Below are 25,255 nucleotides of genomic sequence, written 5' to 3' on the forward strand. Positions count from 1 at the left end.
TCGCGCAGCCCCTTTCCAGATTATGCCTGATGCGCGCTCTTAGGCGGGCAGCACGAAGAACCAGTTGGCCCAAAGCACCACTGCGGCCCCGGCCACAAGGGCCAGATAGGGCAGCATTCCGGCCTTACGGACCCCCATATCGCCCTCGGCAAGCCCAAGATCCTCATAGGTCTCTTTCGGGAACTTGCCGCCATCTTGCAGGTAATGGCGATACCAGAACACTGGGATGATGAACGATGCCATGATCAGCCCCGACCACAGCGCATTCTCATAGCCCCAGACCTTGGCACCCGCGCCAAGGATCAGCGCGTTCACGAAGGCCAGCACCGTGTTAATGCCGATCAGCACGGTCGGTGCCTTCCAAGGACGTTCGATATGCGCCGAATCGATGCGGTGGATCCAGCCGGCGTTCAGGTTCAAGAAGTTGAACAGGATGTAGCCGACGTTCGAGATGGCCAGAACGTAGAAGAAGCCACCCACGTCCGAGGCCAGCGCCAAGAGAACCACGTTAAAGGCAAAGTCGGTCCACATCGCCCTAGAGGGCACGCCCTTTTCGTCGACGGTGGACAGATACTTCGGCAGCCAGCCGTCTTTCGAACCCTGATAGAGGGTGCGCGACGACCCGGCGAGCGCGGTCATGATGGCCATGAACAGCGCCATGATCATCAAGATCACGAAGATCTGGGTGACCACCGGCCCGCCACCGATCATGTTGCCAAGGGCTTCGCCCACGCCGGTGCCATCAACGATGCCAGCGGCCAACATGCCCTCTTGGCCCAAGACACCTTGGAACGAGAAGGGGATCAGGAAGAAGAACACGGCGCAGAGAAGGCCCGAGTAGAAGATCGCGCGGAACGTGTCGCGCTTGGGGTCTTTCAGTTCGGCGGTGTAGCACACGGCGGTTTCAAAGCCGTAGGTCGACCAAGCAGCGATATAAAGGCCGCCCAAGAACAGCGTCCAGCCACCGATGTTCCATTCGCCATCCACGCCCGAATAGGCGGCGGTGGGGGGCAAGAGGTTGGTGACGTTCATGGTGTCGATGGCGCCGGTAAAGATCGGCACAAGGCCAACCAGCAGCAAGGGCACCAGAACGATGATCCCCAGCCATTTCTGGGTATTGGCGGTCGAGGCGACACCGCGATGCTGGATGGTCATGATGACCAGCATCAGCACAACGCCGATCAGGAAGGTCGAGTTGAAGTGCAAGGTGCCAAGGCCCGGGATGGGCAGGGCATAGGCTTCGAACGTGCGGAACCACGGGGTCAGCGCGGCCACGCCATCGGCGGCGGCCACAGCGTTGATGGCGTCCGCAGCCGCCACACCGGCGTTGGCGGCCATATAATCGATCACCGACTGGGTTTCAGCGGTGTAGCTGGCGATATTCGCCGCGACCCAGTCAACCACCTGCTGGCTTTCGGCCAAGGGGATCGGGAAGAGCGCGTTCAGAATGTAACCGGCAGCAATGGCGCAGCCGAGCGACAGCACGGGCGACCATGCAAACCAGTTGCACCACACCGAGAGGGGGGCGATCAGCTTGGAATAGCGCAGCCATGCGGTTGCGCCGTAGACTGAGGTCCCGCCCGACTTGTTGCGGAACATCCCGGCCATTTCGGCGTAGGTGAAGCTTTGCAAAAAGCCCATCACCATCGAGATCATCCAGACCGCGAAGGCCAGCTTGCCCGTGGTTCCTGCGATGCCGCCGATTGAGAACAGCACCAAGGGCGGCACACCTGCCGCAACCCAAAAGGCGCCCTTCCAGCTTAGCGCCCGGACCATTTGGCCCGAACCTGTTTCCGTCGTCATGTCCCTTTTCTCCTGTTGAACCCGGCGGATGTATGGCGGGGCCTCAGCCCCTCCCCTCCGCACGTTGATTTTCAAGCATTCAAGCCGCGCCTTGGCGCTGCGAGAAAGTCTTGTCTCCTTGTTCCCGCGTTTCCGTCGGACGGGCACGGGCATCTCACATGCCTGCGTCCCGTTGTCGCAAGAAAAGCACGTGACCGCCTTTAAGGCGAGTAAAATTTCATTTTTGCGAAAAAATGTTTCCTGTGATTCGGGCAGGCCGCCACAACCGCGGGCGAGTTGCCTGAATTTGCAACAAAAAAGGCCCCCGGCGTTGCGCCGAGGGCCTGTTTCGAGACTGCAAGCGGATCAGTTCTTGAGGTAGCTTTCCATCGAATCTTCCAGCGCATCTTTCCACGGCGTGTGGTGAACCGGGGCCATGGTGCCGGTGATGACCGACTTATAGGCGTGGTTGCGGAAGTTCATGATGCCCGCTTTCTTGTGGTCCTTCCATTCAAAGAAGGCCTCACAGGCACCGTCCACGTCGAAGGATGGGTAGTCGGTTTCCGCGATCAGTTCTTTCACATAGTCGCCCTGATAGTGGATGGCGTCATGGGCATCTTGGCCCGCATCTTCGCCTGCCACCCGGTCAACCACGTCCTTTTGCAACACGGCCTTGTCCGCCGGAATCGCAATCCGCCCCATGATCGCATCGCGCACCCACCAAGCTTGGGCGTCGAACATGTTGAAGGTGAACCACTGGTCCTGCATGCCGATGTAGAAGAGCTTGGGGTTATGCACGTAAGCGACGCCCTTATACAGGTCGGCGGCCGCCAAACGGTTTGCGGTTTTCAGGCGCAGATCGTCGGGCAGGTAGGGGAAGTGGTGCTTGTAGCCGGTGCACAGAATGACCGCGTCGATCTTCTTCGAGGTGCCGTCCTTGAAATAGGCGGTGTCCTCATCCATCCGCTCGAGCGCGGGCACTTCGGCCCAGTTGTCGGGCCAGTCAAAGCCCATCGGCGCGTTGCGGTAAGCCACGGTGATCGACTTGGCGCCGTATTTCCAGCACTGCGAGCCGATATCCTCGGCCGAGTAGCTTGAGCCCAGCAGCAAGAGGTTCTTGCCGGTGAATTCACGCGCATCGCGGAAGTCGTGGGCGTGCAGGACGCGGCCGTTGAATTTGTCGAAGCCGGGGTATTCCGGCACGTTCGGCGTGCTGAAATGGCCGGATGCGACGACCACATGGTCGAACTCCTCGTCATACATGCTGTCCTTTTTCAGGTCATGCACGGTGACGGTGAAATTGCCCTTTTCCTTGTTATACTTGACCATCCGAATGGTGGTTGAGAAGCGGATCCAGTCGCGAACCCCGGCCTTCTTCACCCGGCCTTCGATATAGTCGAACAGCACCGCACGCGGCGGATAGCTGGCGATCTGCTTGCCGAAATGCTCCTCAAAGGAATAGTCGGCGAATTCGAGGCCCTCTTTCGGGCCGTTCGACCACAGATAGCGGTACATCGAGCCATGCACCGGCTCGCCATGCTCATCAAGCCCGGTGCGCCACGTATAGTTCCACAGACCGCCCCAGTTGGACTGCTTTTCAAAGCAGACAACCTCGGGAATCTCAGCCCCTTTGGCCTGAGCGGACTGGAACGCGCGCAGCTGCGCAAGCCCTGACGGCCCCGCACCAATGACGGCTACTCTTTTTTTCATGGACACCTCCGGCTGTTCGATTCTGGCAGATGGTTACGCGCGCTGCCTTGGGCGGCATGCTAGAATCTGAGTTGCGCCAGTGTCAAATCTTATTCCTGCAGTGAAACATCAAAACCGCCCGTAAGGCACTGGGCCACGGGCAGTTTTTTTCAGCATTCGCCGGAATTTTCAGCGTGCCACGGTGACCGTGCACGGCGCTTGCCCGGAAACCTCGGCCGCGACGGAACCCAGAACCAGCCGCTTGACCCCGCGCTTGTCGCCAGTGCCCATGACAATATGGTCATAGCCGTTCTGCTCGGCATAGGCGATGATGGCCGGGGCCGCTTCGCGGGCGACCACCTCAACCGTGCCGACATCGGCCAGACCGGCGGTCTTGCACGTGACCTCGGCCGCTGCCATCAGCGCGGCCACATCTGCGGGTTCCCAATGGTTGATGGTCGGACCCCGCGCGCCGCCATGGGCGATGTTCACCACGCAAACCGTCAGCGGTGCGCCGGATTGCTTGGCCAGTTCAATAGCCTGCGCCAACCCCACCGCGGCATGGTCACTGCCATCTGTAGGGCAGAGAATTTTCTTGCTCATGGCGATATTCCCTTCGATCATGGTCCATATGGGAGCCACCACACCATGACCCGTCGCCCCGCGCCTTGACTTGCGTCAAGAATCCCGTCTCCATCGCCAAAATTCCCAAGGAAACCTGCCATGAAACCCATCGCCCCCGCCGACCGCAAGATCGCCAATATCCACTCGGCCGCCTTCAAGCCCTTTGTTTATCCGGACGGCACCGCTTTGGGTGACAGCATCTTGCAACTGGATGACGGGATCGAGCTTGGCACCGGTTTTCACGTCTACCGCATGCCCGCCGGCATGACGACAATGGGGCACCGCCACAACGGGCATGAGCAGTTCCTGATCCTGGACGGTGAGTTGCACGAAAGCGATGGCACCATCCTGAAGGCGGGTGATCTGGTGTTCTACCGCGATGGCACGGAACACAATTCCTATACCCCGAACGGCTGCCTTCTGGCCGTGCACATCGCAGGGCCGGAATTCCCGGTCGGCTGAGACACGCAATAAAAAAGGCCCCGGATAAATCCGGGGCCCAGCGGTAAGCCACAGGGGTTGGGCTTAGATATCTAGCGTGTTTTCGGTTTCCCACTTGGAGAAATGCGACGCGTAGCTGTTCCATTCCTTGTGCTTAAGCTTCAGGAAGGCCGACGAGAACTCATCGCCCATCATGGATTTGAGCGTCTTGTCCTTGTCGTATTCACGCAGCGCGTCCAAAAGGTTCAGCGGCAGTTTCGGCGCGTTCTTCACCGTATGGCCCATCTGGTACATATCGATGTCATAGCGACGCCCCGGATCGGCCTTTGAGCGCACCCCGTCCAGACCAGCCGCCAGAATGACCGCCTGCATCAGATAGGGGTTCGCTGCACCATCGGGCAGACGGAGTTCAAACCGTCCCGGACCGGGGACGCGCACCATGTGGGTGCGGTTGTTGCCGGTCCAAGTCACCGTGTTCGGCGCCCAAGTGGCCCCCGAAGAGGTGCGCGGTGCGTTGATGCGCTTGTAGCTGTTGACCGTCGGGTTGCAGATCGCGGCCAAGGCCGAGGCGTGCTTCATAATCCCGCCGAGGAAGTGGCGGCCCTGATCGGACAAGCCCAGTTCTTTCGACTTGTCGGCGAAAGCGTTGGTCTTGCCATCCAAGGACCAGACCGAGATATGGGCGTGGCAGCCCGACCCGGTGAGGCCCTTGAAGGGCTTGGGCATGAAGGTGGCGCGCAGGCCGTGCTTTTCAGCGACCGACTTCATCATGAACTTGAAGAAGCTGTGCTTGTCGGCGGTCTGCAGAACGTCGTCATACTTCCAGTTCATCTCGTACTGGCCAGTCGCGTCCTCGTGGTCGTTCTGGTAGGCCTCCCAGCCCAGTTCCAGCATGTAATCGCAGACCTCGGCGATGCAGTCATACTGACGCATCATGGCTTGCTGATCGTAGCAGGGCTTTTCAGCGTTGTCGTAGGGGTCAGCGACCTTGTCGCCTTCGGGGGTCAAGAGGAAGAACTCGGGCTCCACCCCGGTTTTCACCCGCAGACCGTCCTTGGCCGCCTCATCGATCAGGCGGCGCAACACGTTGCGCGGGGCCTGTGCCAAGGGCTTTTCTTCCATCACGCAGTTGGAAGCCAGCCATGCAACTTCGCGCTTCCACGGCAGTTGGATGGCCGATTCAGGATCGGGCACCGCCATCATGTCAGGATGCGCCGGGGTCAGATCCAGCCAGGTTGCAAAACCGGCAAAGCCAGCCCCGTCCACCGCCATGTCATTGATCGCCTGAGCCGGCACCAGTTTCGCACGCTGACCACCGAACAGATCGGTATAGGACACCATGAAATACTTGACGCCTTTATCCTTGGCCCATTTGGCAAGGTCTTTCGCCATGTTAAAACTCCCTGTCGTCTTTATGTTTTGTTAAGGGGGGGCGGCTTAGAAGCCGCCATTCCGCCCAGGGATCCAGTTGGTGCCTGCCAGCGGGACACCCGCCATGGCCGCCGCCTCGATGGTCAGCGAGCACAGGTCTTCCGGTTCCAGATTGTGCAGGTGGTTCTTGCCGCAGGCCCGCGCGATGGTCTGCGCTTCCAGCGTCATCACCTTGAGGTAGTTCTTCAGGCGACGCCCGCCCAGAACCGGATCGAACCGCTTGGACAGTTCGGGGTCTTGGGTGGTGATGCCCGCCGGGTCGCGGCCTTCGTGCCAGTCGTCATAGGCGTCCGCTGTGGTGCCGAGCTTTTGGTATTCGTCTTCCCACTTCGGATCGTTGTCGCCCAGCGCGATCAGCGCAGCAGTGCCGATGGCAACCGCATCTGCGCCCAGTGCCATGGCCTTGGCCACATCGGCCCCGGTGCGGATACCGCCCGAGACGATCAGCTGCACCTTGCGGTGCATACCAAGGTCTTGCAGCGCCTTCACCGCTTGCGGGATACAGGCCAGAATGGGCATGCCGACGTGTTCAATGAACACATCCTGCGTGGCGGCGGTACCGCCCTGCATGCCGTCCAAAACTACCACATCCGCGCCGGCCTTCACAGCCAGTGCAGTGTCGTAATAGGGACGCGCGCCACCTACTTTGACGTAGATCGGCTTTTCCCAATCGGTGATCTCGCGGATTTCCATGATCTTGATTTCCAGATCATCCGGGCCAGTCCAGTCAGGGTGACGGCAGGCCGAACGCTGGTCAATCCCCTTGGGCAGGTTGCGCATATTGGCAACCCGGTCCGAGATTTTCTGACCAAGCAGCATGCCGCCGCCGCCGGGCTTGGCGCCTTGGCCCACAACCACTTCGATGGCGTCTGCACGGCGCAGGTCGTCGGGGTTCATGCCGTAACGGCTGGGAAGGTATTGATAGACCAGCGTTTTGGAATGGCCGCGCTCTTCTTCGGTCATGCCGCCGTCACCGGTGGTGGTCGAAGTGCCAGCCGCCGTGGCCCCACGGCCCAGCGCTTCTTTCGCCGGGCCCGACAGGGCGCCAAAGCTCATGCCCGCGATGGTGATCGGAATGTCCAGATGGATCGGCTTTTTCGCAAAGCGGGTGCCCAACCAGACGTCGGTTGCGCATTTCTCGCGGTAGCCTTCCAACGGATAGCGCGAGATCGACGCGCCAAGGAACAGCAGGTCATCGAAGTGCGGCAGGTGGCGCTTGGTGCCGCCGCCACGAATGTCATAGATGCCCGAGGCCGCAGCCCGGCGGATTTCCGCGTTGATCGCCGGGGTGAAGGTGGCCGAGAAACGGGGCGGTGTTTTGGGGAATTCGGTCATTCTCTCGCCTCAGTAGGCCGACGCATTGTCGATGTTGAAGTTATAAAGTTTGCGGGCAGAGCCATAGCGCTTGAACTCTTCGGGCTTGGCTTTGCCATCGGCTTCGCCACGCTTCAGAAGGTCGGCCAGAAGGGCGATATGTTCGGGACGCATCTCTTTTTCGATGCAATCCGCGCCCAGCGATTTGACCGAGCCGCGCACAAAGAGACGCGCCTCGTAAAGGCTGTCGCCCAGTGCTTCGCCAGCGTCGCCCAAGACAACAAGGTTGCCCGATTGCGCCATGAAGGCAGACATGTGGCCGATAGAGCCGTGCACGACGATGTCGATGCCCTTCATCGACACACCACAGCGCGACGAGGCATTGCCTTTGACGACCAAAAGCCCACCGCGACCGGTGGCCCCGGCATACTGGCTGGCATTGCCGTCAATGATGACGGTGCCCGACATCATGTTTTCCGCAACACCCGGCCCGGCCGATCCCTTGATGCGGATCGTGGCCTGCTTGTTCATGCCCGCGCAGTAATAGCCCGTGGAGCCGCGCACGGTGATGTCCACCGGCGCATCAACCCCGGCGGCGATCGCATGCGCGCCCTTGGGGTTGATCACCTCCCACGAGGTCATGTTGGTCTGGCCTTTCAGCGCGTGCAGGGACGAGTTCAGCGCGCGCAGGCCCTCTTTACCAAGATCGAAAGTCTGCATTCTCTCAACGCTCCCAAAAGTAAACAGTGGCGGGCTCGGGCTCCCAAACGCGGGCGTCTTCGATGCCCGGCAGGTTGACCAGCGCGCGGTATTCGCTGCCGAAGGCAACGTATTGATCGGTTTCGGCCATAACGGCGGGTTTGCAGGCGATGGGATCGCGCACCACGCCAAAGCCGTTGTGGGTGCCAACGACAAAGGTGAAGAACCCGTCCAGATCGGTCAGAGTCGCCTCAAGTGCATTGCCCAGCGTCTCGCCGCTTTGCAGCTTGTGGCTGATGAAGGCCGCGCCGACCTCGGTGTCGTTTTCGGTTTCAAACGTCATGCCCAGACGCTTCAGCTCGCGCCGCACGCCGTTGTGGTTCGACAGGCTGCCGTTGTGCACAAGGCACTGGTCCGACCCGGTCGAGAACGGGTGCGCGCCCATCGTGGTCACGGCCGATTCGGTCGCCATGCGGGTGTGCCCGATGCCATGGGTGCCGCCCATCTTGGCGACTTCAAAGCGAGATGCCACATCCTTGGGCAGGCCAACCTCTTTGAAAATCTCGATATTCTCGCCTGAGGACATCACCTTGATCCCCGGCCGCAGATGCGCGACGGCAGACCGTGCCGCCTCAAGCTGGCCCAGCGGAATCTCCAGAACAGCGTGGGTCGATTTCACCAGCATCGCCACCGGCGCGCCAATGGCCTCTTTCAGATCGCCGTCGAGATCCTTGAAATCCTTTTCAGGATGCGCCGACTGCACGGTCAGCTTACCCAACCCCTTACCCGCCGAGGAGTAAATCGCGATGCCGGCAGAGTCCGGCCCGCGGTCGGTCATGGTGATGAGCATGTCTGTCAGCATGGCCCCCAACTGGGGCTCAAGCTTTGGGTCCTTTAAGAACAACCCAACGATTCCGCACATGGATTCGCCTCCTTTTTGATTTGCTTGACGATGACGCTAGCACCGAAGATTCCACCTATCAACTGTGAAGAAACTTTTTTTCCTTGTCGGGAAAAATTATTCAGATCGCCTAAAGTTTGGGCAGGTTTTGCTTGACAGATTGTCACACGCGGCTTTCCCTTCAGAAAACAAATTTGCCGGACAGCGAAACGGTGTCGGGGCCCAGCCAAATTCGGCAATGCAAAAGGGCCTAAGGGAGGGAAGCGTGTCAGACCTAAATCAACGGATTGAGGCGATGCACAAACGCGATGTCACTGTGGCATGGGCGTTTGTGATCGGACTGTGGTTCTCAGTGATCTTTGTTGCACTTGCCACTTGGGGCCTCGCCCCTTCGGGCGCCGCCCGCACCGTGCTGCTTTGTGCCGGGGCGGTGATTCTTCTGTTCAACACGGCCGCCATTCTGGCCATGCTGCGCCACTATCGTGAGGACCGCGACTTTATGTACGGCCTCGATATCAAGTTCCTTGACGAAGCAAAGGGGCGCTGAAAATGGCACATTACACACCGCCAATCCAAAGCAAGATCAGCCAGATGATCGACGTGATCGTGCTGGTCGCGCTGACCGTGGGCGCGCTTTTTGTGCCCTTGTGGCTGGGCATGGCGGGCGCGGCAAAATCCGTCGCCACCCCGGTGGAAAACCCCACATGGGAAGCCCTTGGCCAGAACGCCGCCCAAGCCGCACAATACGAGGCCCTCGGCTATACCCCCGAAAGCGCGCATGACCTGATCCTTGCGCGCTTTGACTACAGCTTCACCGGTGGGGCGCTGATCGTCATGATCTTGGTGATCGTCGCCTATTACGCCCTGATGCTGAAGTTTTCCGAAGCGGAGTACCGCGAGGTCATCTCCGAGAAATTTGGCGAGAAATAGGGGGCTGCGATGGAAACCTGGAACTATATCGAATACGCGGCCTGGGGCCTTTCGGCCTTGTTCGGCCTTCTCATGGTGATGGACTGGTTCAAGACCGACAGCACCTATTCCGAAGATGTCCTGACCTCCTCGCGCGAAGGCGAGCTTGAGGCCATGACCGAAGAATCCCACAAGGGCTGAGGGCATCATGGCACAAACTGACATCACATCTTCTGAGCGCGATGGCATGGGGCCGCATGGCACCAAGGTTGGCCTTCTGCGCGTTCTTGGCCCGGCCCACGTGTGGGCACTCGGCGTCGGCATCGTTCTCGTCGGCGAATACATGGGCTGGAACTTTGCCGTCGGCAAAGGCGGCGCCTATGCCGCGCTTATGGCCTGCTGGTTTGCGGGCATCCTGTACTCCTGCGTTGCGATGATCGATTCCGAAGTGACATCGACCGTCGCCGCTGCTGGGGGCCAATACACCCAAGCCAAGCATATCGTCGGCCCGCTGATGGCGTTCAACGTCGGGCTTTACCTTGTGTTCGCCTATACGATGCTCGAGGCGGCGAATGCGATTACTGCCGGCTATCTGATTTCGGTCGTCGCCACGATGACTGGCTTTACCGGCGAGCTGGATCAGCGCCCGTTCATCATCCTTGTGATCATGTTCCTGGCCTGGCTGAACTACCGCGGCGTGCTGGCAACGCTGACCTTCAACCTCGTCATCACCGCCATCGCGTTTTCCGCCATCATCGTGCTGTTCCTGTCGACCAGCGGTATCCTCGGTGGCGGCATCATGCAGCATGCGGCGCTGTTCGAAGGGCATGAGATGCCCTACGGCTGGATCGGCGTGGTTGCGGCCATGCACTTTGGCCTGTGGTTCTATCTGGGCATCGAAGGCACCACTCAGGCTGCCGAAGAAGTCCGCTCGCCCGCCCGCGCGCTGCCTTTTGGCACGCTGGCAGGCATCATGACCCTCCTCATCGCAGCAACTCTGACCTGGTACATCTGCTCGGGCGTGCTGCCTTGGGAGTTTCTGGGTGATGGCGTGAACGGCTCGGTCGCGCCTCTGTTCGACACCGCGCGCCTGTCGGGGTCGAATGCGCTAATCTGGCTCTTGGGCATCGGGACGCTGTTTGCCACCCTCGCCAGCGCCAACGGCTGCATCAACGATGCCTCCCGCGCGTGGTTCGCGCTGGGTCGTGACAAGTATCTGCCCGCTTGGTTCGGGGCCGTGCATCCGCAATACCGCACGCCCTACCGCTCGATCGTGTTCTTGGTGCCGATCGCGCTGATCTTCGCCTTGGGCGCGCCTTTGGATCAGGTGATCACCTTCTCGATCTTGTCGGGGCTTTTGGGCTATACCTTCATGCCGCTGAACATCCTGATGTTCCGCAAGAAGTGGCCCATGGGCACCATCAAGCGCGGCTATGAACATCCGTTCCACCCGATCCCGGCGATTGTGCTGCTGAGCCTCTGCGCGATCACCTTCTTTGCGGTGTTCCTTGGCTATGGCACCCAGCTTGTCGCGATGATCGGGTTCTACATCGTGGTGTCGCTGTGGTTCCACTTCTGGCGCTACCGCTTTGTGAACCGTGGCGCTCAGTTCACCATGCCTTGGCCGAAACCCAAGGGCTACTGATCTTGCATCACATTCGCTGGCCCGCCATTCTGTGGCGGGCCAGCACCTTGAAAGCCCCCGATGACCTCTCTCACCCTTCTTGCCGCAGCCCTTGGCGCCACCGCGCTTTGGCTCGCTTGGACCACGGTTCAGGCCCACAAAGCCCGCAAGACCGGACGCGCCAGCTATTTCCGTGCTGTGGAACCGCTGTTCACCAAAGTCACGACCCGCGTGGAACCCACCGGGTTCGCACGGATGACGGCGCATTTTGACGGGACGGCCTTTGATCTGCAGGCCATCCCCGACAGCCTAACCTTTCGCAAGCTGCCCGCCCTTTGGGTGATGCTGACCCTGCCCGCCCCGATGCCGGTCAAGGCCACGCTTGACATCATTGCCCGCCCCGCCGGGAATGAGCCGTTTTCCCATTTCGCCAATCTGCCGCAATCGCTGCCCTGCCCGTCGAGCTTGCCCGAGGGCACCGGCCTTCGCAGCGACGACGCGACCGGCGTGCCCCCGCTTGAGCTGATCGTGCCGCATTTGGCCGTCTTTGCCGATCCCAAGGTCAAGGAGCTGGTGATCTCGCCCAAGGGCCTGCGCCTTGTGATCCTTGCGGATGAGGCCGAACGCGGCCGCTTCCTGATTTTCCGCGATGCCGAGGTGGGCACATTCCCCCTGCCCGCTGAACGTCTGACGCCCCTGATCTCGACACTGCTTGCGCTGCGCCACACTTTGAACGAGGCCCGTGAATGACCGCCCCCAAAGCCCCGCCCCACCCCCATCTTGTGCTGGCCGTCGCCACCGTGCTGCCGGGCATGGGACAGGTGATGAACCGCCAACCGATGCGGGGGCTGATCTTTGTCTTCTTCGCGGTGCTTTTAGGGGCCTTCACCCTGAAGACCGCCGCCCCTGACGTGTCATTTGTCGGCAAGACCGCCGGGGCGCTGTTTGTCTGGGCGATGGCGATGATGGACGCCTACCGCACCGCTCGCCTGCGCCGGGCGATTTGGGAGCGGGACACGAAGTAGCCCTCTTCGGGGTCTGCGACCCTCCTCGGAGCGTTGCGCTGCTATGAGCGCACGAAGGTGCGACGAAGAGCACGCCCGGTCCTCGCAAGTGTGTTCTGGCGTTCGCCGGGATGGAGGAGGGTCAGAAAAGGCTGCAGTGCAGCGTTTTCCCGACGACGAGTCCACTGGACTGTTTTCTGATCCGCCTCACCCTTGCGGGTAAGAAATCACCGACAAATACCGCGCGGGCAGTTTGACCAACACTTCCGGTCCATGCGGCGCATCGGCGTCGAAAAACAGCGTGTCACCCGGCTTCAGCGCATAGACTTGGTCGCCGTGGCGATAATCCACCTCGCCCTCGAGCATGTACAATAGCTCCAACCCCTCATGCTGAAAGGCCGGGAAGGTGTCGCTCTCGGTGGTCAGGGTGATGAGATAGGGCTCCACCACCACGCCCGAGGAGTTCGAGCCGATATGACCCAAGAGGTTATACTGGTGCCCAGCCCGCGTGCCGCGCCGCTCGATCTCGAGATGCGCGCCTGCCTTCACATGCTGCGCCTCGCGCCGTTCCTCATAGCTGCGGAAGAACGCGGTCACAGGCACGGAAAAGGCGTGGGACAGCACCTGCAACGTGGTCAGGCTGGGCGAGGTGTTGCCGTTTTCGATCTTGGACAGCATCCCGATCGACAGACCAGTCACCGCCGCCAGATCCGCCACCGTCATGCCTTGCTGGCGGCGAAAGTTCCGCACCTCGCGGCCAATCGCGGCCTCTAGATTGCGCTCGGTGATCTCGCGCACGCGGTGCGGGTCTTGGTCAAACGCCGGTTTTGTGCGCGGCAAGGCGGCAGAATCGTGCAGGTCGTCCATCGCGGGGCCTCATTCACCTTATGGCTCAAATCATACGGGTAATTTTCCTATAAGGAAACATCGTATTCATCAAGCCCGGCCCCTGCGACGTAGGGTGCATGACCTTATGTTCAGGCATCCGCCCCTGCCCTCCCCGTTGGTGGGGAGGGGCTGGGTGGCTGTCAGATCACCGATTTCGCGGTGATCTCCAGCGCATGCAACAATCCTTGGGCCGAGGAGCGCGGGCCATACAGCACAACCTCGTTGGCGGAGCGCTTGATGAGGTAAACGCCCAGATGCTCCATCACCGTGCGGCTGGCAAAGCCATCGGGCAGCGTCGCCAGATCAAGGTTTGACAGCCGCTCAAACAGCGCCACCAGCCCGGCGCCTGCCACATCAAACCGCACCCAGGCATCGGTCTGTTCGGTGATCGACGCTGTCTCGCCAAAGGCGGGCTTCAGATGCGCGACGATGTCCTCATGGGCCGCAAAATCGGCCTCCACGAACCACATCTCCGGCGTCACCCAAAACGCGCTGAACGCCTTGCCCGCCTCATACGATGAGGCGCCCGGCAAAGGCACGCCTGCCTTCTTGGCCGCCGCCGCAAAGGCCTTGTCCTGCCCCCGCCGCACCGCGACCGAGGCCAAGGCCACATCAAACCGCTCGGTGATCCGGTAGGAGCCAATGGCCACCACCTCTGCCGCATCATGCCCCAAGGCGGTCAGGCTTTTCCATGCATTAGCCACGAAGACGCTCCCCCTCAGGATCAAAGAAATGCGGGCTGACGATCTCAACCTCGGTGTCGGTCTTGGTCAGGAAGTTCACCGCGCGCATCTTGCGGCCAATCTTCTGATCGCCCGCCTTGAGATAGCCCAGCGCAATGTCACAGCCCAGATTCGGGCTATAGACCTTGGAGGTCAGCCAGCCGCCATCGGACGCCAGTTCCACCGGCGCGCCGATTTCCATGAAATGGCTGCCCGCCGAAATGCTGGCCTTGGGGTCCACGGGTTTGACGCCGACCAGACGATAGCCGCCCGGCTGGTTCATCCCCTCGCGCTGGCTCAGCACCATGCCGATGCTGTCTTTCTTCTTCGACACCATCTTGCCCAAGCCCATGTTCAGCGCCGTGGACTGGCCGTTCAACTCGCCCCCCGCCACATGGCCCTTTTCAATCCGCATGACGCCCAAGGCTTCGGTGCCATAGACAATGGCATCAAACTCGGCACCGGCTTCCATCAGCTTACGGACCAGCGCATCGCCATAGCGGGTTGGAACGGCGATTTCATAGGCGAGTTCCCCCGAGAAGGAGATGCGGAAGAGACGGCCCCGCAGCCCGCCAAGCGTGATATTGCCCGCGCCCATATAGGGGAAGGCGGCGTCAGAAATGTCCTGATCGACGATCTTTTGCAGCAGGTTCCGCGCATTGGGACCGGCGACCGAGAACTGCGCCCAAGCCTCGGTGGTCGAGATGATCTGCACGTCCATATCCGGCCACAGCACTTGGCGGCAGTATTCCAGATGGCGGAACACCGTCACTGCGTTCGCCGTGGTGGTGGTCATCACGAACTCATGCTCGCCCATCCGCGCCGTGGTGCCATCGTCAAACACCATGCCGTCTTCGCGCAGCATCAGACCATAACGGCACTTGCCCACGGCCAGGGTGCTGAAGGTGTTGGCATAGACCTTATCCAAGAAGGCCCCGGCATCGGTGCCCTGAATGTCGATCTTGCCCAGCGTGGTCACATCGCAGATCCCGACCGAGCGCCGGGACGCCAGAACCTCGCGGTCAACGCTTTCGCGCCATGTCGTCTCGCCCGCTTTCGGCACCCATTGCGTCCGCAGCCAGTTGCCAACCTCGACAAAGATCGCGCCCTGTTCCGAGGCCCATTTGTGCGACGGGGTCAGGCGGAAGGGTTTGAATTCCTTGCCGCGCGACCGCCCCGCCAGCGTCCCCATCGCGACGGGCGTATAGGGCGGGCGGTAGATGGTGGTGCCTGTGGCCGGGATCGACTGGCCGGTCAGTTCGGCCATCACGGCGATGCCCAACACATTGCCGGTCTTGCCCTGATCGGTCGCCATGCCCAGCGTGGTATAGCGTTTCAGATGCTCGACGGCGGTGAAGTTTTCCTTATGGGCCAGCTTCACGTCCTTGACCGTCACATCGTTCTGCTGGTCGATCCACGCCCGGCCTTTGCCTTCATGCACATACCACAGGGGGCTGATCGCAATCGGTGCGTCCTCGGCCTGCGGCAGGTCGGCTGCCTTGGCTGCCATCCCCAATTCCGCCAACACCGCAATCGCCTGCGCCTGACCGGTCGCCAAAGCGCCATGGGTCGAGAGCGCGCCATTTGCCGCGCCCGCCGCCGTCAACCCGGCAGGGCCACCCGTGCCCGGCACAAAGGCCGCGATGTCGTCACGCCATTCGGGGCGCGAGCGGTGGTGCGAGGTGATGTTGACGTTGGGGTTCCAGCCGCCCGACACGCCCAAGGCGGTGCAGGCGATGGTCTCGGTCTTACCATTGGCCAGCCGCACCGTCACGGACTTCAGCCCGAGCCCGCCCGATGAATCAACGACCTGCGCGCCTTGCAGATGCCGAAGACCGGGCAACAGGTCGCCGCCTTCGCGGCTGTCGATCACGGCGGCCACATCCAGGCCCTTGGCCTGCAAGTCGCGTGCGGTGCGAAGCCCGTCATCGTTGTTGGTGAACACCGCCACGCGGTCGCCCGCCGCCACGCCCCAGCGGTTGGCATAGGCGCGCAAGGCACCTGCCAGCATGATACCGGGCCGGTCGTTGTTCTCGAACGCAATCGGGCGCTCGGTCGCGCCGCCCGCCAAAATCGCGCGCTTGGCGTAGATGCGCCACAGGGTCTGGCGCGGCTTGCCTGCCATCGGCACTGCGAGGTGATCCGACACCCGCTCTACCGCCGAATAGATGCCGTGGTCGAAGGCACCGACAATCGTGGTGCGGTTCATCAGGCGCACATTTGGCATCGCGGCCAGTTCTGCCACCACGCCGGCGGCCCAATCAGCGCCCGGCTTGCCCCCAACCTCAAAGGTCTCGGCATTCAGGCGGCCACCCATGCGGAAATCTTCATCCGCCAGAGCCACCCGCGCACCTGCACGCCCCGCCGTCAGCGCCGCCATCAACCCGGAAGGCCCGGCCCCGATGATCAGCACATCGCAATGTACAAAGCCCTTGTCATATTCATCGGGGTCTTCGTCCTTGGTCAGCGCGCCCAAGCCCGCCGCGCGGCGGATGATCGGCTCATAGACCTTTTCCCAAAACGCCGCCGGCCACATGAAGGTTTTGTAGTAGAACCCTGCCGCAAAAAAGCTGTTCAGCTTGTCGTTGATTGCCATCGCGTCAAGCTTGAGGCTGGGCCAAGCGTTCTGGCTTGTCGCCTCCAGCCCATCGAAGAGTTCGGCCACCGTCGCCCGCGTGTTCGGTTCCTGCCGCGCGCCCGAGCGCAGATGCACCAGCGCGTTTGGCTCTTCCGACCCTGCCGACAAAGGCCCGCGCGGGCGGTGATACTTAAAGCTGCGCCCCATCAGCCGCACGCCATTGGCGAGCAGCGCCGAGGCAAGCGTGTCGCCTTGGTGGCCGACATAGCTGTGCCCGTCAAAGGTGAAGCGGAAGGTTTTGCTGCGGTCGATCTGGCCGCCCGAAATACGATTGGACTGGCTCATTTGCTGCGCCCCTGCGCTTTGGCCACATCGCGGGCCAGTTCCACCTTGGTGATTCCATGGGTCACGGTGTTGCGCGTGACGACCAGCCAGGACCGATCGCCCTGCTCATGATACCAAAGCTCGCGGTGTTCCCCCGCCGGGTTGTCGCGGTTGTAGAGGTAGTCGTGAAACACCTCGATCCCGGCGGTCATGCCGTCGGGGCGATTGATAAGATTGGCATCGCCCAGATAGACGAATTCCTGCGCATCGCGGGGGCCAAGGATGGGGTGATTGATAATCATCTTAGGTCCTCAATGCAGGTTCGGCTGGGCGCCTTGGCCCTTTTCGTCAATCATCAACCCCTTGAGGAAGCGATCAAACCGGTAGGCCGTGGCGGTCTTGTGCGGCTCGTCCTTGGCCAGCAGATGGGCAAAGCACCAGCCCGAGGCCGGGGTCGCCTTGAACCCGCCATAGCACCAGCCGCCGTTGAAATAGAGCCCTTCGACATGGGTCTTGTCGATGATGGGTGAGCCGTCCATCGACATGTCCATGATCCCGCCCCACGTGCGGAGGAGACGCGCCCGGCCAATCGCGGGCATCAACGCCATGCCGCCTTCGGCCACGTCCTCGATGACCGGCAGGTTGCCGCGTTGGGCGTAGGAGTTGTAGCCGTCGATGTCGCCACCAAAGACCAAGCCGCCCTTGTCGGACTGCGACACATAGAAATGCCCTGCGCCAAAGGTCATCACGCCATCGATAAAGGGTTTCAGCCCCTCGGAGACAAAGGCCTGCAAGACATGGCTTTCAATGGGCAGGCGCATGCCCGCATGCGCCATCACCTTCGACGAGGATCCGGCCACGGCGACGCCCACCTTCTTCGCGCCAATGAACCCACGCGAGGTTTCCACGCCCCGGATGCGGCCGTTTTCAATCCGCATGCCGGTGACTTCGCAGTTCTGGATCAGGTCCACCCCGCGCATATCCGCGCCGCGCGCATAACCCCAAGCCACCGCGTCATGGCGCACCGTACCGCCACGGCGCTGCATCAAGGCCCCTTTGATCGGGAAGCGCGCGTTGTCGAAATTCAGGAAGGGATACATCGCCCGCACCTGATCGCGGTTCAAAAGCTCGGCATCCGCGCCGTTCAGGATCATGCCATTGCCGCGCCGGGTAAAAGCGTCGCGCTGCGCGTCGGTATGGATCAGGTTGATAATCCCGCGCTGGCTGACCATGGCGTTATAGTTGAAGTCCTGCTCCAACCCTTCCCAGAGTTTGAGCGAGAATTCGTAGAAGGGTTCGTTGCCGTCCAGCAGGTAGTTTGAGCGGATGATCGTGGTGTTGCGGCCCACGTTGCCGCCGCCGAGATAGCCCTTTTCCAGAACCGCGATGCGGGCCTGCTTGAATTCCTTGGCCAGATAGTAGGCCGTGGCCAAGCCATGCCCGCCGCCGCCGACGATGATGTAATCATACTCGGCCTGCGGGGCCGGGTCGCGCCAGACAGGCTTCCATCCCTTATGCCCGGTCAATGCCTCGGCAATGACGCGAAACCCCGAATAGCGCATGAACGGCCCTCCTGCTTTGGAAGGAACCTAGGCCGAACCCCCGCGAAAGCACGCGCCATTTTCGCCACGACTTAGGCGGTTTTCGCCATCGGACGCGGGGGCTATGCCAAAGCCGTGCCCCCGCCAACCCGCTACGGCCTTACTTCAGCTTGATGCAGAAGTGTTTTTTCACCGGCTTTTCAATCGTCCAAGTTCCCTTGAACCCCGGCTCGACCACAAAGCCATCTCCGGGGCGCAGGGTCACGGGTGCGCCGCCATCGGGGGTGATGGTGATTTGGCCTTCGATCAGGTGCACGAATTCATAGAACTTGTAGACCGCATGCCATGTGCCCAGCGTCGCCTCCCATGTGCCGCTGATCACAGAGCCGTCGATCGAGGTGTGCTGCACCCAAGTTTTCATCGTGGGGGTGCCCACGGTCTTGGTCCAGCCGTCAAGGTCGGTGGTCATGGGCTCGGGGCCGGGGGCGGGAAAGCGGAAAACCATGTCGGTCATGTCGGTCCTCATCAGGTTTGGTTCGGCCCCAGTGGTAGGCGGCAGCGCCAGTGGTTGCAAGCGGGCTGAGATTTTGGTTTCTGTCACGCCAAGGGCAAAGGGGGAAGACCATGCTGATCCGCAAGGCACAGGCCAAAGACGCAGCGCATCTGGTGCGGTTCATCAACATGGCGGCCGACGATTTGCCGATGCACTTTTGGCGCAAATCGGTGGGGCCTGAGGGCGACCCCATCGCCTATGGCATGGAGCGCGCGGCGCGCGAGACGGGCAGCTTTTCCTTCAACAGCGCTTGGCTAGCCGAGGTGGATGGGACCGTCGCCGCCTGCCTTCTGGGTTATCCTGCCGAGGATGACCCCAGCCCTATTGCCCCTGACACGCCCCCGGTCTTTGTGCCTCTGCTGGAGTTGGAGGCCCTCGCCCCCGGTTCGTGGTATCTCAACGTCCTTGCCACCTATGACAGCTTTCGCGGCAAGGGCTGCGGCAGCGCGCTTTTGGCCGAGGCAGAGGCGATCACCCGCGCAGATGGTCGCAAGACCATCAGCCTGATCACCGCCGACACCCACCATGACGCGCAGCGGCTTTACGCGGCCAAAGGCTATGTCGAAATCGCACGCCGCCCGGTGGTGAAGGGGGATTGGCAGGTGGATGCGTCCGAGTGGATCTTGATGATCAAGACGCTGGCTTAAAGCGTGACGATCCAACCCACCGACAGCCCGCGCTTTGGCCTGCCCCAAGGGGTTGTGGCCATTCTCGCCACGGTCTTTGCCATGGCGCTGACCGACGCGATCATCAAGCTGTCCAGTTCGGGCATGACGCTGTGGCAAATCTGGATCCTGCGGTCGGCCATCGTTGTGCCGATCCTTCTGGTCGCCACCAAGGGCCGGGTCTTGCCACCCGGCACGGGTTGGATCATCGCGCGCAGCGCGGCATTGGTGGTGCAATACCTCTGTCTTTACGCCGTCTTGCCGCTGATGGACATGGCCTTGGCGGGCGCGGCCTTTTACACGGCACCGTTCTTCATTGTCGGTCTGTCGGCACTGGTGCTGGGCAACCGCATAACTCTGCGGCATTGGTTGGCCATCGCCGTCGGCTTTGCCGGGCTTTTGCTGATCGTCCGGCCCTTTGCGGCGGCCTTCACGCCCCTGATCCTGATGCCCATCGCGGCAGCACTTTTCTATGCCATCGCCGCCATCCTGACGCGGGCGAAATGTGCAGAGACCCCGGCGCTGATCTTGGCGCTGTGGCTGAACATCGCCTGTCTGGCCTTCGGTCTGGCGATTGGCGCGGTTCGGGGGTTGATCGTGACACCCGAATGGGCGGGCTTCATCTTTGGCCCGTGGCACAGCATGGCGCGCAGCGATTGGGGCATGATCCTTGTGCTCTGCGTGCTGATCATCGGCATCGCCATCGGTCTGGCCCGCGCCTACCAATCCCCCCGCCCCGAGGTGATTGCGACCTTTGACTACAGCTATATGATTTTCGTCGTGTTCTGGGGCTATGTGTTCTTCGGCGAAGTGCCGGACCTTTGGACATTGGCTGGAATGGTGCTGATCAGCGCTGGGGGGCTTGGCGTGTTGATGATCCGGCCAAGCCGACCTTAAGGGATCACTTCGAAGCGATCCACATCCACCATGCCGTGATCGGTGATTTTCAGATGCGGGATCACCGGCAGCGCCAAGAACGCCAGTTGCAGGAAGGGTTCTTCCAAGACCACCCCCAGCGATTTCGCCGAGGCGCGAAGCGCGATCAGGTTTTGATGCACATCCTCAAACGGCTCAAGGCTCATCAACCCCGCGACAGGCAGGGAGAGTTCAGCCAGCACGCGACCGCCTTCCACGACCACGAAACCGCCCTCAATCTCGCCCAAGCGATTGGCGGCAAGCGCCATATCGTCATAATCCACCCCCACCACGGCAATGTTGTGATGGTCATGGCAGACGGTCGAGGCAATCGCGCCGCGCTGCAAGCCAAAGCCCTGCACAAAGCCTGTGGCCTTGTTGCCGTTCACCCCGTGCCGCTCAATCACCGCGATCCGGATCAGATCGCGCGACAGGTCGGGGCGCTTGTCGCCATCCTGAGGCGCAATATCAAAGGTCAGGTGCGGGGTGATGATCTTGCCCGGCAGGATACCGATCACCGGGGTTTCCACCTTGTTGCCGCTGGCGCGGAAATGGTGTGCTTCGACCCGTGGGGCCTTCACCGAATGGCGGGCCACCGGGGGGATGGTTTGGCGCGCGGCAAAGGCGGCATCGGTCACCTCTATCCCGCCCGCGTAGACCGCTGCCACATGGCAGCCTGTCAGGCTGTCGATCACCGCAATATCCGCCCGTTTGCCCGGCGCGATCAGCCCGCGATCCTTTAGCCCGAACGCCTCGGCCGCAGACAAGCTCGCGGCGCGGTAAACGGCCAAAGGATCGGCCCCCAGCGAAATGGCGGTGCGGATGATCCAATCCAGATGCCCATGTTCGGCGATGTCCAAGGGGTTGCGGTCATCGGTGCAGAGGCACAGGTAGGGTGAGTGTCGCTCGGTCAACAGCCCCACCAGAGCATGCAGGTCTTTCGACACCGACCCTTCGCGGATCAACACCCGCATCCCCTTGCGCAGCTTTTCCAACCCCTCGTCATAGGTGGTCGCCTCATGTTCAGTGCGGATGCCGGCGGCGATATAGCCGTTCAGGTCATTGCCGCGCAAAAGCGGCGCGTGCCCGTCAATGTGGCGACCGCGGAAGGCCTCCAGCTTCTCCATGCAGCCCGGGTCTTTGTGCAAAACACCGGGGTAATTCATGAACTCGGCCAGCCCGATCACGCGAGGATGATCCATCAAAGGCACCAGATCGGCGGCCATCAACCGGGCACCTGTGGTCTCCATATGGGTCGAAGGCACACAGGATGACAGCTGCACCCGAATATCCATCAACGTCAGGGCTGAAGCCTCAAGGAAATAGCGGATCCCCTCCAACCCGCAGACATTTGCAATCTCATGCGGGTCACAGATCGCCGTCGTCACCCCGCGCGGGGCGACGCAGCGATCAAACTCAAAGGGCGTCACCAATGAGCTTTCGATGTGCAGATGCGTGTCGATGAACCCCGGCACCAGCACCTTGCCCGAGACATCCACCTCGCGCCGTCCGGAATAGTGTCCAAAGACCCCCACGATCGTATCACCACAGATGGCGACATCGGTTTCCACCAAGTCCCCGGTGACAAGGTCAAACACCCAGCCCCCCTTCAGCACCAGATCGGCAGGCACCACCCCGCGCCCCTGATCGATCCGGTCGGCAAGGCTGGCTTTGGGCGGGGGGAATGGCATGGTGAAATCTCCTTTGACGTAAGGAACAGCAAGGCCGCGCTTGCCGCAAGCCCTTGCAGCCGCCGTCGAAGGGTGGAACACCAAGGCCAAGGAGGCCCCGATGCGACCCTTGCGCGGCATTGCCCTGAAACTCGGCTCGGTTCTGGTGTTCATCGTGATGTCCGCGATGATCAAGACCACGGCCCAGCATGTGCCAGCCGGTCAGACGGTGTTTTTCCGTTCGGCCTTTGCCATTCCGGTGATCGTGGTCTGGCTGGCATGGCGGCACGAGCTGACCACCGGGTTTCGGGCGAAGAACCCGATTGGGCATATCTGGCGCGGGCTGATGGGCACCTTGGCGATGGGGATGGGCTTTGCGGGTTTGGCCTATCTGCCGCTGCCCGAAGTCACCGCGATTGGCTATGCGGCCCCCCTGTTGGTGGTGGTCTTTGCCGCGATGTTTTTGGGCGAGAATGTACGCGCTTTCCGGCTGGCCATGGTGGCGCTCGGGCTGACGGGGGTTCTTATCGTGCTCTCACCGCGCCTGACTATCCTGTCCGGCGAGGCCAGCGGCCACCGTGAGGCCTTTGGCGCGATGCTGGTCTTGGGCGGCGCAGTCTTTGCCGCCCTTGCACAGGTTTTTGTGCGCAAGCTGGTGATGACTGAAAACACCTCCGCCATCGTGTTCTGGTTCTCGCTGACCGCCACGCTTTTGTCGCTGACGACCCTGCCCTTCGGCTGGGTCATCCCCACCGGGATTGAAGCTGCCACGCTGGTCGGCGCGGGTCTTTTGGGCGGGGTGGGGCAGATTCTTTTGACCTCAAGCTACCGCGAGGCGGATGCCTCACTGGTGGCGCCTTTTGACTATGCGTCCATGCTGTTTGCGCTTTTGATCGGGTATTTCGTCTTCGCCGAGGTGCCGACTTGGACGATGCTCTTGGGCGCGGCCATCGTCATCACAGCGGGAATTCTGATTATCTGGCGCGAACGGAAACTGGGGCTAGAGCGTGCCAAGGGCCGCAAGGCGATGACGCCGCAGGGGTAAGCGTTTGGTGATGTCACAATTAAAAACCCCCGGTGTTTCCACCGGGGGTTTCTTTATTCTGAACCGGGTGACGGCCCGCGCGTTTTAGAAAAACGCGCTCCACCGCACGGGTTTCGCGCTAGCGCGAAACCTTACCAGTCTTCCTTGGCCACGATACGGGTGGTGACCGGCAGCTTCATCGCGCCCAGACGCAGGGCCTCACGTGCGATGGATTCGGCGACGCCGTCCACTTCGAACATGATGCGGCCCGGCTTGACCTTGGACACCCAACGGTCGGTCGAACCCTTACCTTTACCCATACGAACTTCGATGGGCTTGGCCGAGACCGGCAGATCCGGGAAAATACGGATCCAAACACGGCCCTGACGCTTCATGTGGCGGGTGATCGCGCGGCGAGCCGCTTCGATCTGACGTGCCGACACACGCTCCGGCTCGGTCGCCTTCAAGGCGAAAGAACCGAAGTTCAGAAGGAAACCGCCCTTGGCTTCGCCATGGATCCGGCCCTTAAAGGCCTTGCGGAATTTTGTACGCTTTGGTTGCAGCATAACTTTCCCTCCTTACGCGCGTTCGCGGTCGCGGCGAGGACCACGCGGAGCGGGGCCGTCAGCAGCTTCAGCAAGGCGACGGTCATGGGCCTGCGGATCATGCTCAAGGATTTCGCCTTTGAAGATCCAGACCTTCACACCAATGATGCCATAGGGCGTCTCGGCTTCGGACAGCGCATAGTCGATGTCAGCGCGCAGCGTGTGCAGCGGCACACGGCCTTCGCGGTACCATTCGGTCCGTGCGATTTCCGCGCCACCCAGACGGCCAGCCACGTTCACACGGATACCAAGGGCACCCATGCGCATCGCGTTCTGCACGCCACGCTTCATGGCGCGACGGAACGAAACCCGACGTTCCATCTGCTGAGCGATCGATTCCGCGACCAGCTGAGCGTCCAGTTCCGGCTTGCGGACTTCGACGATGTTCAGGTGCAGTTCCGACTTGGTGAAGGCATTGAGCTTCTTGCGAAGGGTCTCAATGTCAGCGCCTTTTTTGCCGATGATCACGCCCGGACGTGCAGTGTGAATGGTCACACGGCACTTTTTGTGCGGACGTTCGATGATCACGCGGCTGATGCCAGCGGCCTTGCACTCTTCATGCACGAATTCGCGCATCTTGAGGTCTTCGAGCAGGAGGTTGCCGTAGTCTTTCGACTCAGCAAACCAACGGCTGTCCCAGGTGCGGTTGACCTGCAGACGCATCCCGATGGGGTTTACCTTCTGACCCATTATGCAGACTCCCCGACTTGACGCAGCTTGATGGTGATCTCGCTGAACGGTTTCATGATCTTGCCGAAACGGCCACGAGCCCGCGGACGGCCGCGCTTCATGACCAGGTTTTTACCGACCCAAGCTTCGGCGACAACAAGGCTGTCAACGTCGAGATTGTGGTTGTTTTCCGCATTGGCGATGGCCGACTGCAGGCACTTCTTCACGTCACCGGCGATGCGGCGCTTGGAGAAGGTCAGATCGGCAAGCGCCTTTTCTACCTTCTTGCCACGGATCAGGCCCGCAACAAGGTTCAGTTTCTGCGGCGAGGTACGCAGCATACGGGCAATCGCCTGTGCTTCGTTGTCCGCCAAGCGGCGCGGATTCTTTTCCTGACCCATGGCTTACTTCCTCTTGGCTTTTTTATCGGCAGCGTGACCGTAGTAGGTCCGGGTCGGCGAATATTCACCGAACTTCTGGCCGATCATTTCTTCCGTCACGTTGACCGGGATGTGCTTTTTGCCGTTGTAAACGGCGAAAGTCAGGCCAACGAACTGCGGCAGGATGGTGGAACGACGCGACCAGATCTTGATCACTTCGCTTTTGCCCGAAGCCTTCGCATTCTCTGCCTTTTTCAAGACATAGCCATCGACGAACGGGCCTTTCCAAATGGAACGTGCCAT

At 61.2% G+C, this 25,255-nt stretch carries 28 protein-coding genes; 10 read left to right on the top strand and 18 right to left on the bottom strand.

Annotated features, from left to right (window positions below; genetic code table 11):
* Positions 1–39: 39 nt before the first annotated feature.
* The 3 genes from AC72UB_RS15210 to AC72UB_RS15220 all read right to left on the bottom strand — a co-directional run bounded on the left by AC72UB_RS15210 (position 40) and on the right by AC72UB_RS15220 (position 4,074).
* Positions 40–1,803: a trimethylamine N-oxide permease gene (locus tag AC72UB_RS15210; protein ID WP_505190513.1), complete on the bottom strand. Its 1,764-nt coding sequence runs from the start codon at positions 1,801–1,803 to the stop codon at positions 40–42.
* Positions 1,804–2,148: 345 nt separating this feature from the next.
* Positions 2,149–3,492: a trimethylamine monooxygenase gene (locus AC72UB_RS15215; RefSeq protein ID WP_505190514.1), complete on the bottom strand. Its 1,344-nt coding sequence runs from the start codon at positions 3,490–3,492 to the stop codon at positions 2,149–2,151.
* A 168-nt stretch (positions 3,493–3,660) separates the two neighbouring features.
* Positions 3,661–4,074, bottom strand: a complete 414-nt coding sequence (locus AC72UB_RS15220; protein ID WP_463289239.1) for a universal stress protein — start codon at positions 4,072–4,074, stop codon at positions 3,661–3,663.
* A 120-nt stretch (positions 4,075–4,194) separates the two neighbouring features.
* Between AC72UB_RS15220 and AC72UB_RS15225 the strand changes: the two genes are divergently transcribed.
* The gene (locus tag AC72UB_RS15225) at positions 4,195–4,557 is read left to right on the top strand and encodes a cupin domain-containing protein (protein ID WP_505190515.1); all 363 of its coding nucleotides are present in this window, start codon (positions 4,195–4,197) and stop codon (positions 4,555–4,557) included.
* Positions 4,558–4,620: 63 nt separating this feature from the next.
* Here the strand turns inward: AC72UB_RS15225 and glnT are convergent, their stop codons facing one another.
* Genes glnT through AC72UB_RS15245 form a run of 4 tightly spaced genes read right to left on the bottom strand, consistent with a single transcriptional unit; the run spans position 4,621 to position 8,902 of the window.
* A complete protein-coding gene (gene glnT / locus AC72UB_RS15230) occupies positions 4,621–5,928 on the bottom strand; it encodes a type III glutamate--ammonia ligase (RefSeq protein WP_463289237.1) in 1,308 nt (435 codons plus the stop codon).
* Between the two features lie 45 nt (positions 5,929–5,973).
* Positions 5,974–7,302, bottom strand: coding sequence for an FMN-binding glutamate synthase family protein (locus AC72UB_RS15235; RefSeq protein WP_505190516.1), 1,329 nt, complete (start codon positions 7,300–7,302; stop codon positions 5,974–5,976).
* Between the two features lie 9 nt (positions 7,303–7,311).
* Positions 7,312–8,001, bottom strand: a complete 690-nt coding sequence (locus AC72UB_RS15240; protein WP_463289235.1) for a GltB/FmdC/FwdC-like GXGXG domain-containing protein — start codon at positions 7,999–8,001, stop codon at positions 7,312–7,314.
* A 4-nt stretch (positions 8,002–8,005) separates the two neighbouring features.
* Positions 8,006–8,902, bottom strand: a complete 897-nt coding sequence (locus AC72UB_RS15245) for a class II glutamine amidotransferase (RefSeq protein WP_463289234.1) — start codon at positions 8,900–8,902, stop codon at positions 8,006–8,008.
* Positions 8,903–9,146: 244 nt separating this feature from the next.
* Here AC72UB_RS15245 and AC72UB_RS15250 point away from each other — a divergent pair, with 244 nt between their 5' ends.
* Genes AC72UB_RS15250 through AC72UB_RS15275 form a run of 6 tightly spaced genes read left to right on the top strand, consistent with a single transcriptional unit; the run spans position 9,147 to position 12,439 of the window.
* Positions 9,147–9,428 (top strand): hypothetical protein, encoded by a 282-nt coding sequence (locus tag AC72UB_RS15250; RefSeq protein ID WP_463289233.1) that lies wholly within the window; start codon positions 9,147–9,149, stop codon positions 9,426–9,428.
* Between the two features lie 2 nt (positions 9,429–9,430).
* Positions 9,431–9,811 carry a hypothetical protein gene (locus tag AC72UB_RS15255; protein ID WP_505190517.1) on the top strand — a complete coding sequence of 127 codons (381 nt, stop codon included), beginning with the start codon at positions 9,431–9,433 and terminating at the stop codon, positions 9,809–9,811.
* Between the two features lie 9 nt (positions 9,812–9,820).
* Entirely contained in the window at positions 9,821–9,991 is a 171-nt protein-coding gene (locus AC72UB_RS15260; protein ID WP_463289231.1) for a hypothetical protein, read from the top strand.
* Positions 9,992–9,998: 7 nt separating this feature from the next.
* Positions 9,999–11,435, top strand: coding sequence for an APC family permease (locus AC72UB_RS15265; RefSeq protein WP_463289230.1), 1,437 nt, complete (start codon positions 9,999–10,001; stop codon positions 11,433–11,435).
* Positions 11,436–11,495: 60 nt separating this feature from the next.
* On the top strand, positions 11,496–12,164 hold the full coding sequence (locus AC72UB_RS15270; RefSeq protein WP_505190518.1) for a hypothetical protein: 669 nt from the start codon (positions 11,496–11,498) through the stop codon (positions 12,162–12,164).
* Positions 12,161–12,439, top strand: a complete 279-nt coding sequence (locus AC72UB_RS15275; protein WP_463289228.1) for a hypothetical protein — start codon at positions 12,161–12,163, stop codon at positions 12,437–12,439. Before AC72UB_RS15270 ends, AC72UB_RS15275 begins: the two co-directional genes overlap by 4 nt.
* A gap of 186 nt (positions 12,440–12,625) precedes the next feature.
* Here the strand turns inward: AC72UB_RS15275 and AC72UB_RS15280 are convergent, their stop codons facing one another.
* The 6 genes from AC72UB_RS15280 to AC72UB_RS15305 all read right to left on the bottom strand — a co-directional run bounded on the left by AC72UB_RS15280 (position 12,626) and on the right by AC72UB_RS15305 (position 18,985).
* Positions 12,626–13,285, bottom strand: coding sequence for a helix-turn-helix domain-containing protein (locus AC72UB_RS15280; RefSeq protein ID WP_463289227.1), 660 nt, complete (start codon positions 13,283–13,285; stop codon positions 12,626–12,628).
* Between the two features lie 161 nt (positions 13,286–13,446).
* A complete protein-coding gene (locus AC72UB_RS15285) occupies positions 13,447–14,010 on the bottom strand; it encodes a sarcosine oxidase subunit gamma (protein WP_463289226.1) in 564 nt (187 codons plus the stop codon).
* On the bottom strand, positions 14,003–16,951 hold the full coding sequence (locus AC72UB_RS15290; RefSeq protein WP_505190519.1) for a sarcosine oxidase subunit alpha family protein: 2,949 nt from the start codon (positions 16,949–16,951) through the stop codon (positions 14,003–14,005). The genes AC72UB_RS15285 and AC72UB_RS15290 overlap by 8 nt, the downstream gene beginning before the upstream one ends.
* The gene (locus tag AC72UB_RS15295) at positions 16,948–17,232 is read right to left on the bottom strand and encodes a sarcosine oxidase subunit delta (protein ID WP_505190520.1); all 285 of its coding nucleotides are present in this window, start codon (positions 17,230–17,232) and stop codon (positions 16,948–16,950) included. Before AC72UB_RS15295 ends, AC72UB_RS15290 begins: the two co-directional genes overlap by 4 nt.
* 9 nt (positions 17,233–17,241) lie before the next feature.
* Positions 17,242–18,492 carry a sarcosine oxidase subunit beta family protein gene (locus AC72UB_RS15300; protein ID WP_505190521.1) on the bottom strand — a complete coding sequence of 417 codons (1,251 nt, stop codon included), beginning with the start codon at positions 18,490–18,492 and terminating at the stop codon, positions 17,242–17,244.
* 139 nt (positions 18,493–18,631) lie between these two features.
* Complete coding sequence (locus AC72UB_RS15305; RefSeq protein ID WP_463289222.1) at positions 18,632–18,985, bottom strand: cupin domain-containing protein; 354 nt, start codon at positions 18,983–18,985, stop codon at positions 18,632–18,634.
* Between the two features lie 110 nt (positions 18,986–19,095).
* On the opposite strand from AC72UB_RS15305, the gene AC72UB_RS15310 reads away from it, so the two are divergent.
* Entirely contained in the window at positions 19,096–19,671 is a 576-nt protein-coding gene (locus AC72UB_RS15310) for a GNAT family N-acetyltransferase (protein WP_505190522.1), read from the top strand.
* A 3-nt stretch (positions 19,672–19,674) separates the two neighbouring features.
* Positions 19,675–20,586 (top strand): DMT family transporter, encoded by a 912-nt coding sequence (locus AC72UB_RS15315; protein ID WP_505190523.1) that lies wholly within the window; start codon positions 19,675–19,677, stop codon positions 20,584–20,586.
* Here the strand turns inward: AC72UB_RS15315 and ade are convergent.
* On the bottom strand, positions 20,583–22,295 hold the full coding sequence (gene ade / locus AC72UB_RS15320; protein WP_505190524.1) for an adenine deaminase: 1,713 nt from the start codon (positions 22,293–22,295) through the stop codon (positions 20,583–20,585). The genes AC72UB_RS15315 and ade overlap by 4 nt on opposite strands.
* 100 nt (positions 22,296–22,395) lie before the next feature.
* Here ade and AC72UB_RS15325 point away from each other — a divergent pair, with 100 nt between their 5' ends.
* A complete protein-coding gene (locus AC72UB_RS15325) occupies positions 22,396–23,319 on the top strand; it encodes a DMT family transporter (protein ID WP_505190846.1) in 924 nt (307 codons plus the stop codon).
* A 131-nt stretch (positions 23,320–23,450) separates the two neighbouring features.
* Here AC72UB_RS15325 and rplP read toward each other — a convergent pair whose 3' ends face one another.
* From rplP to rpsS, 4 genes are read right to left on the bottom strand one after another with little or no spacing between them, the layout of a single operon-like run.
* Complete coding sequence (rplP, locus tag AC72UB_RS15330) at positions 23,451–23,864, bottom strand: 50S ribosomal protein L16 (protein ID WP_430465998.1); 414 nt, start codon at positions 23,862–23,864, stop codon at positions 23,451–23,453.
* Positions 23,865–23,876: 12 nt separating this feature from the next.
* Positions 23,877–24,593 (bottom strand): 30S ribosomal protein S3, encoded by a 717-nt coding sequence (gene rpsC / locus AC72UB_RS15335; protein ID WP_463289218.1) that lies wholly within the window; start codon positions 24,591–24,593, stop codon positions 23,877–23,879.
* Positions 24,593–24,973, bottom strand: a complete 381-nt coding sequence (gene rplV / locus AC72UB_RS15340) for a 50S ribosomal protein L22 (RefSeq protein WP_430465996.1) — start codon at positions 24,971–24,973, stop codon at positions 24,593–24,595. The genes rpsC and rplV overlap by 1 nt, the downstream gene beginning before the upstream one ends.
* 3 nt (positions 24,974–24,976) lie before the next feature.
* Complete coding sequence (rpsS, locus tag AC72UB_RS15345; RefSeq protein WP_463289217.1) at positions 24,977–25,255, bottom strand: 30S ribosomal protein S19; 279 nt, start codon at positions 25,253–25,255, stop codon at positions 24,977–24,979.

The sequence above is a fragment of the Allotabrizicola aquatica (SeqCode) genome (assembly GCF_965194375.1).
Lineage (GTDB): Bacteria > Pseudomonadota > Alphaproteobacteria > Rhodobacterales > Rhodobacteraceae > Tabrizicola_A > Tabrizicola_A aquatica.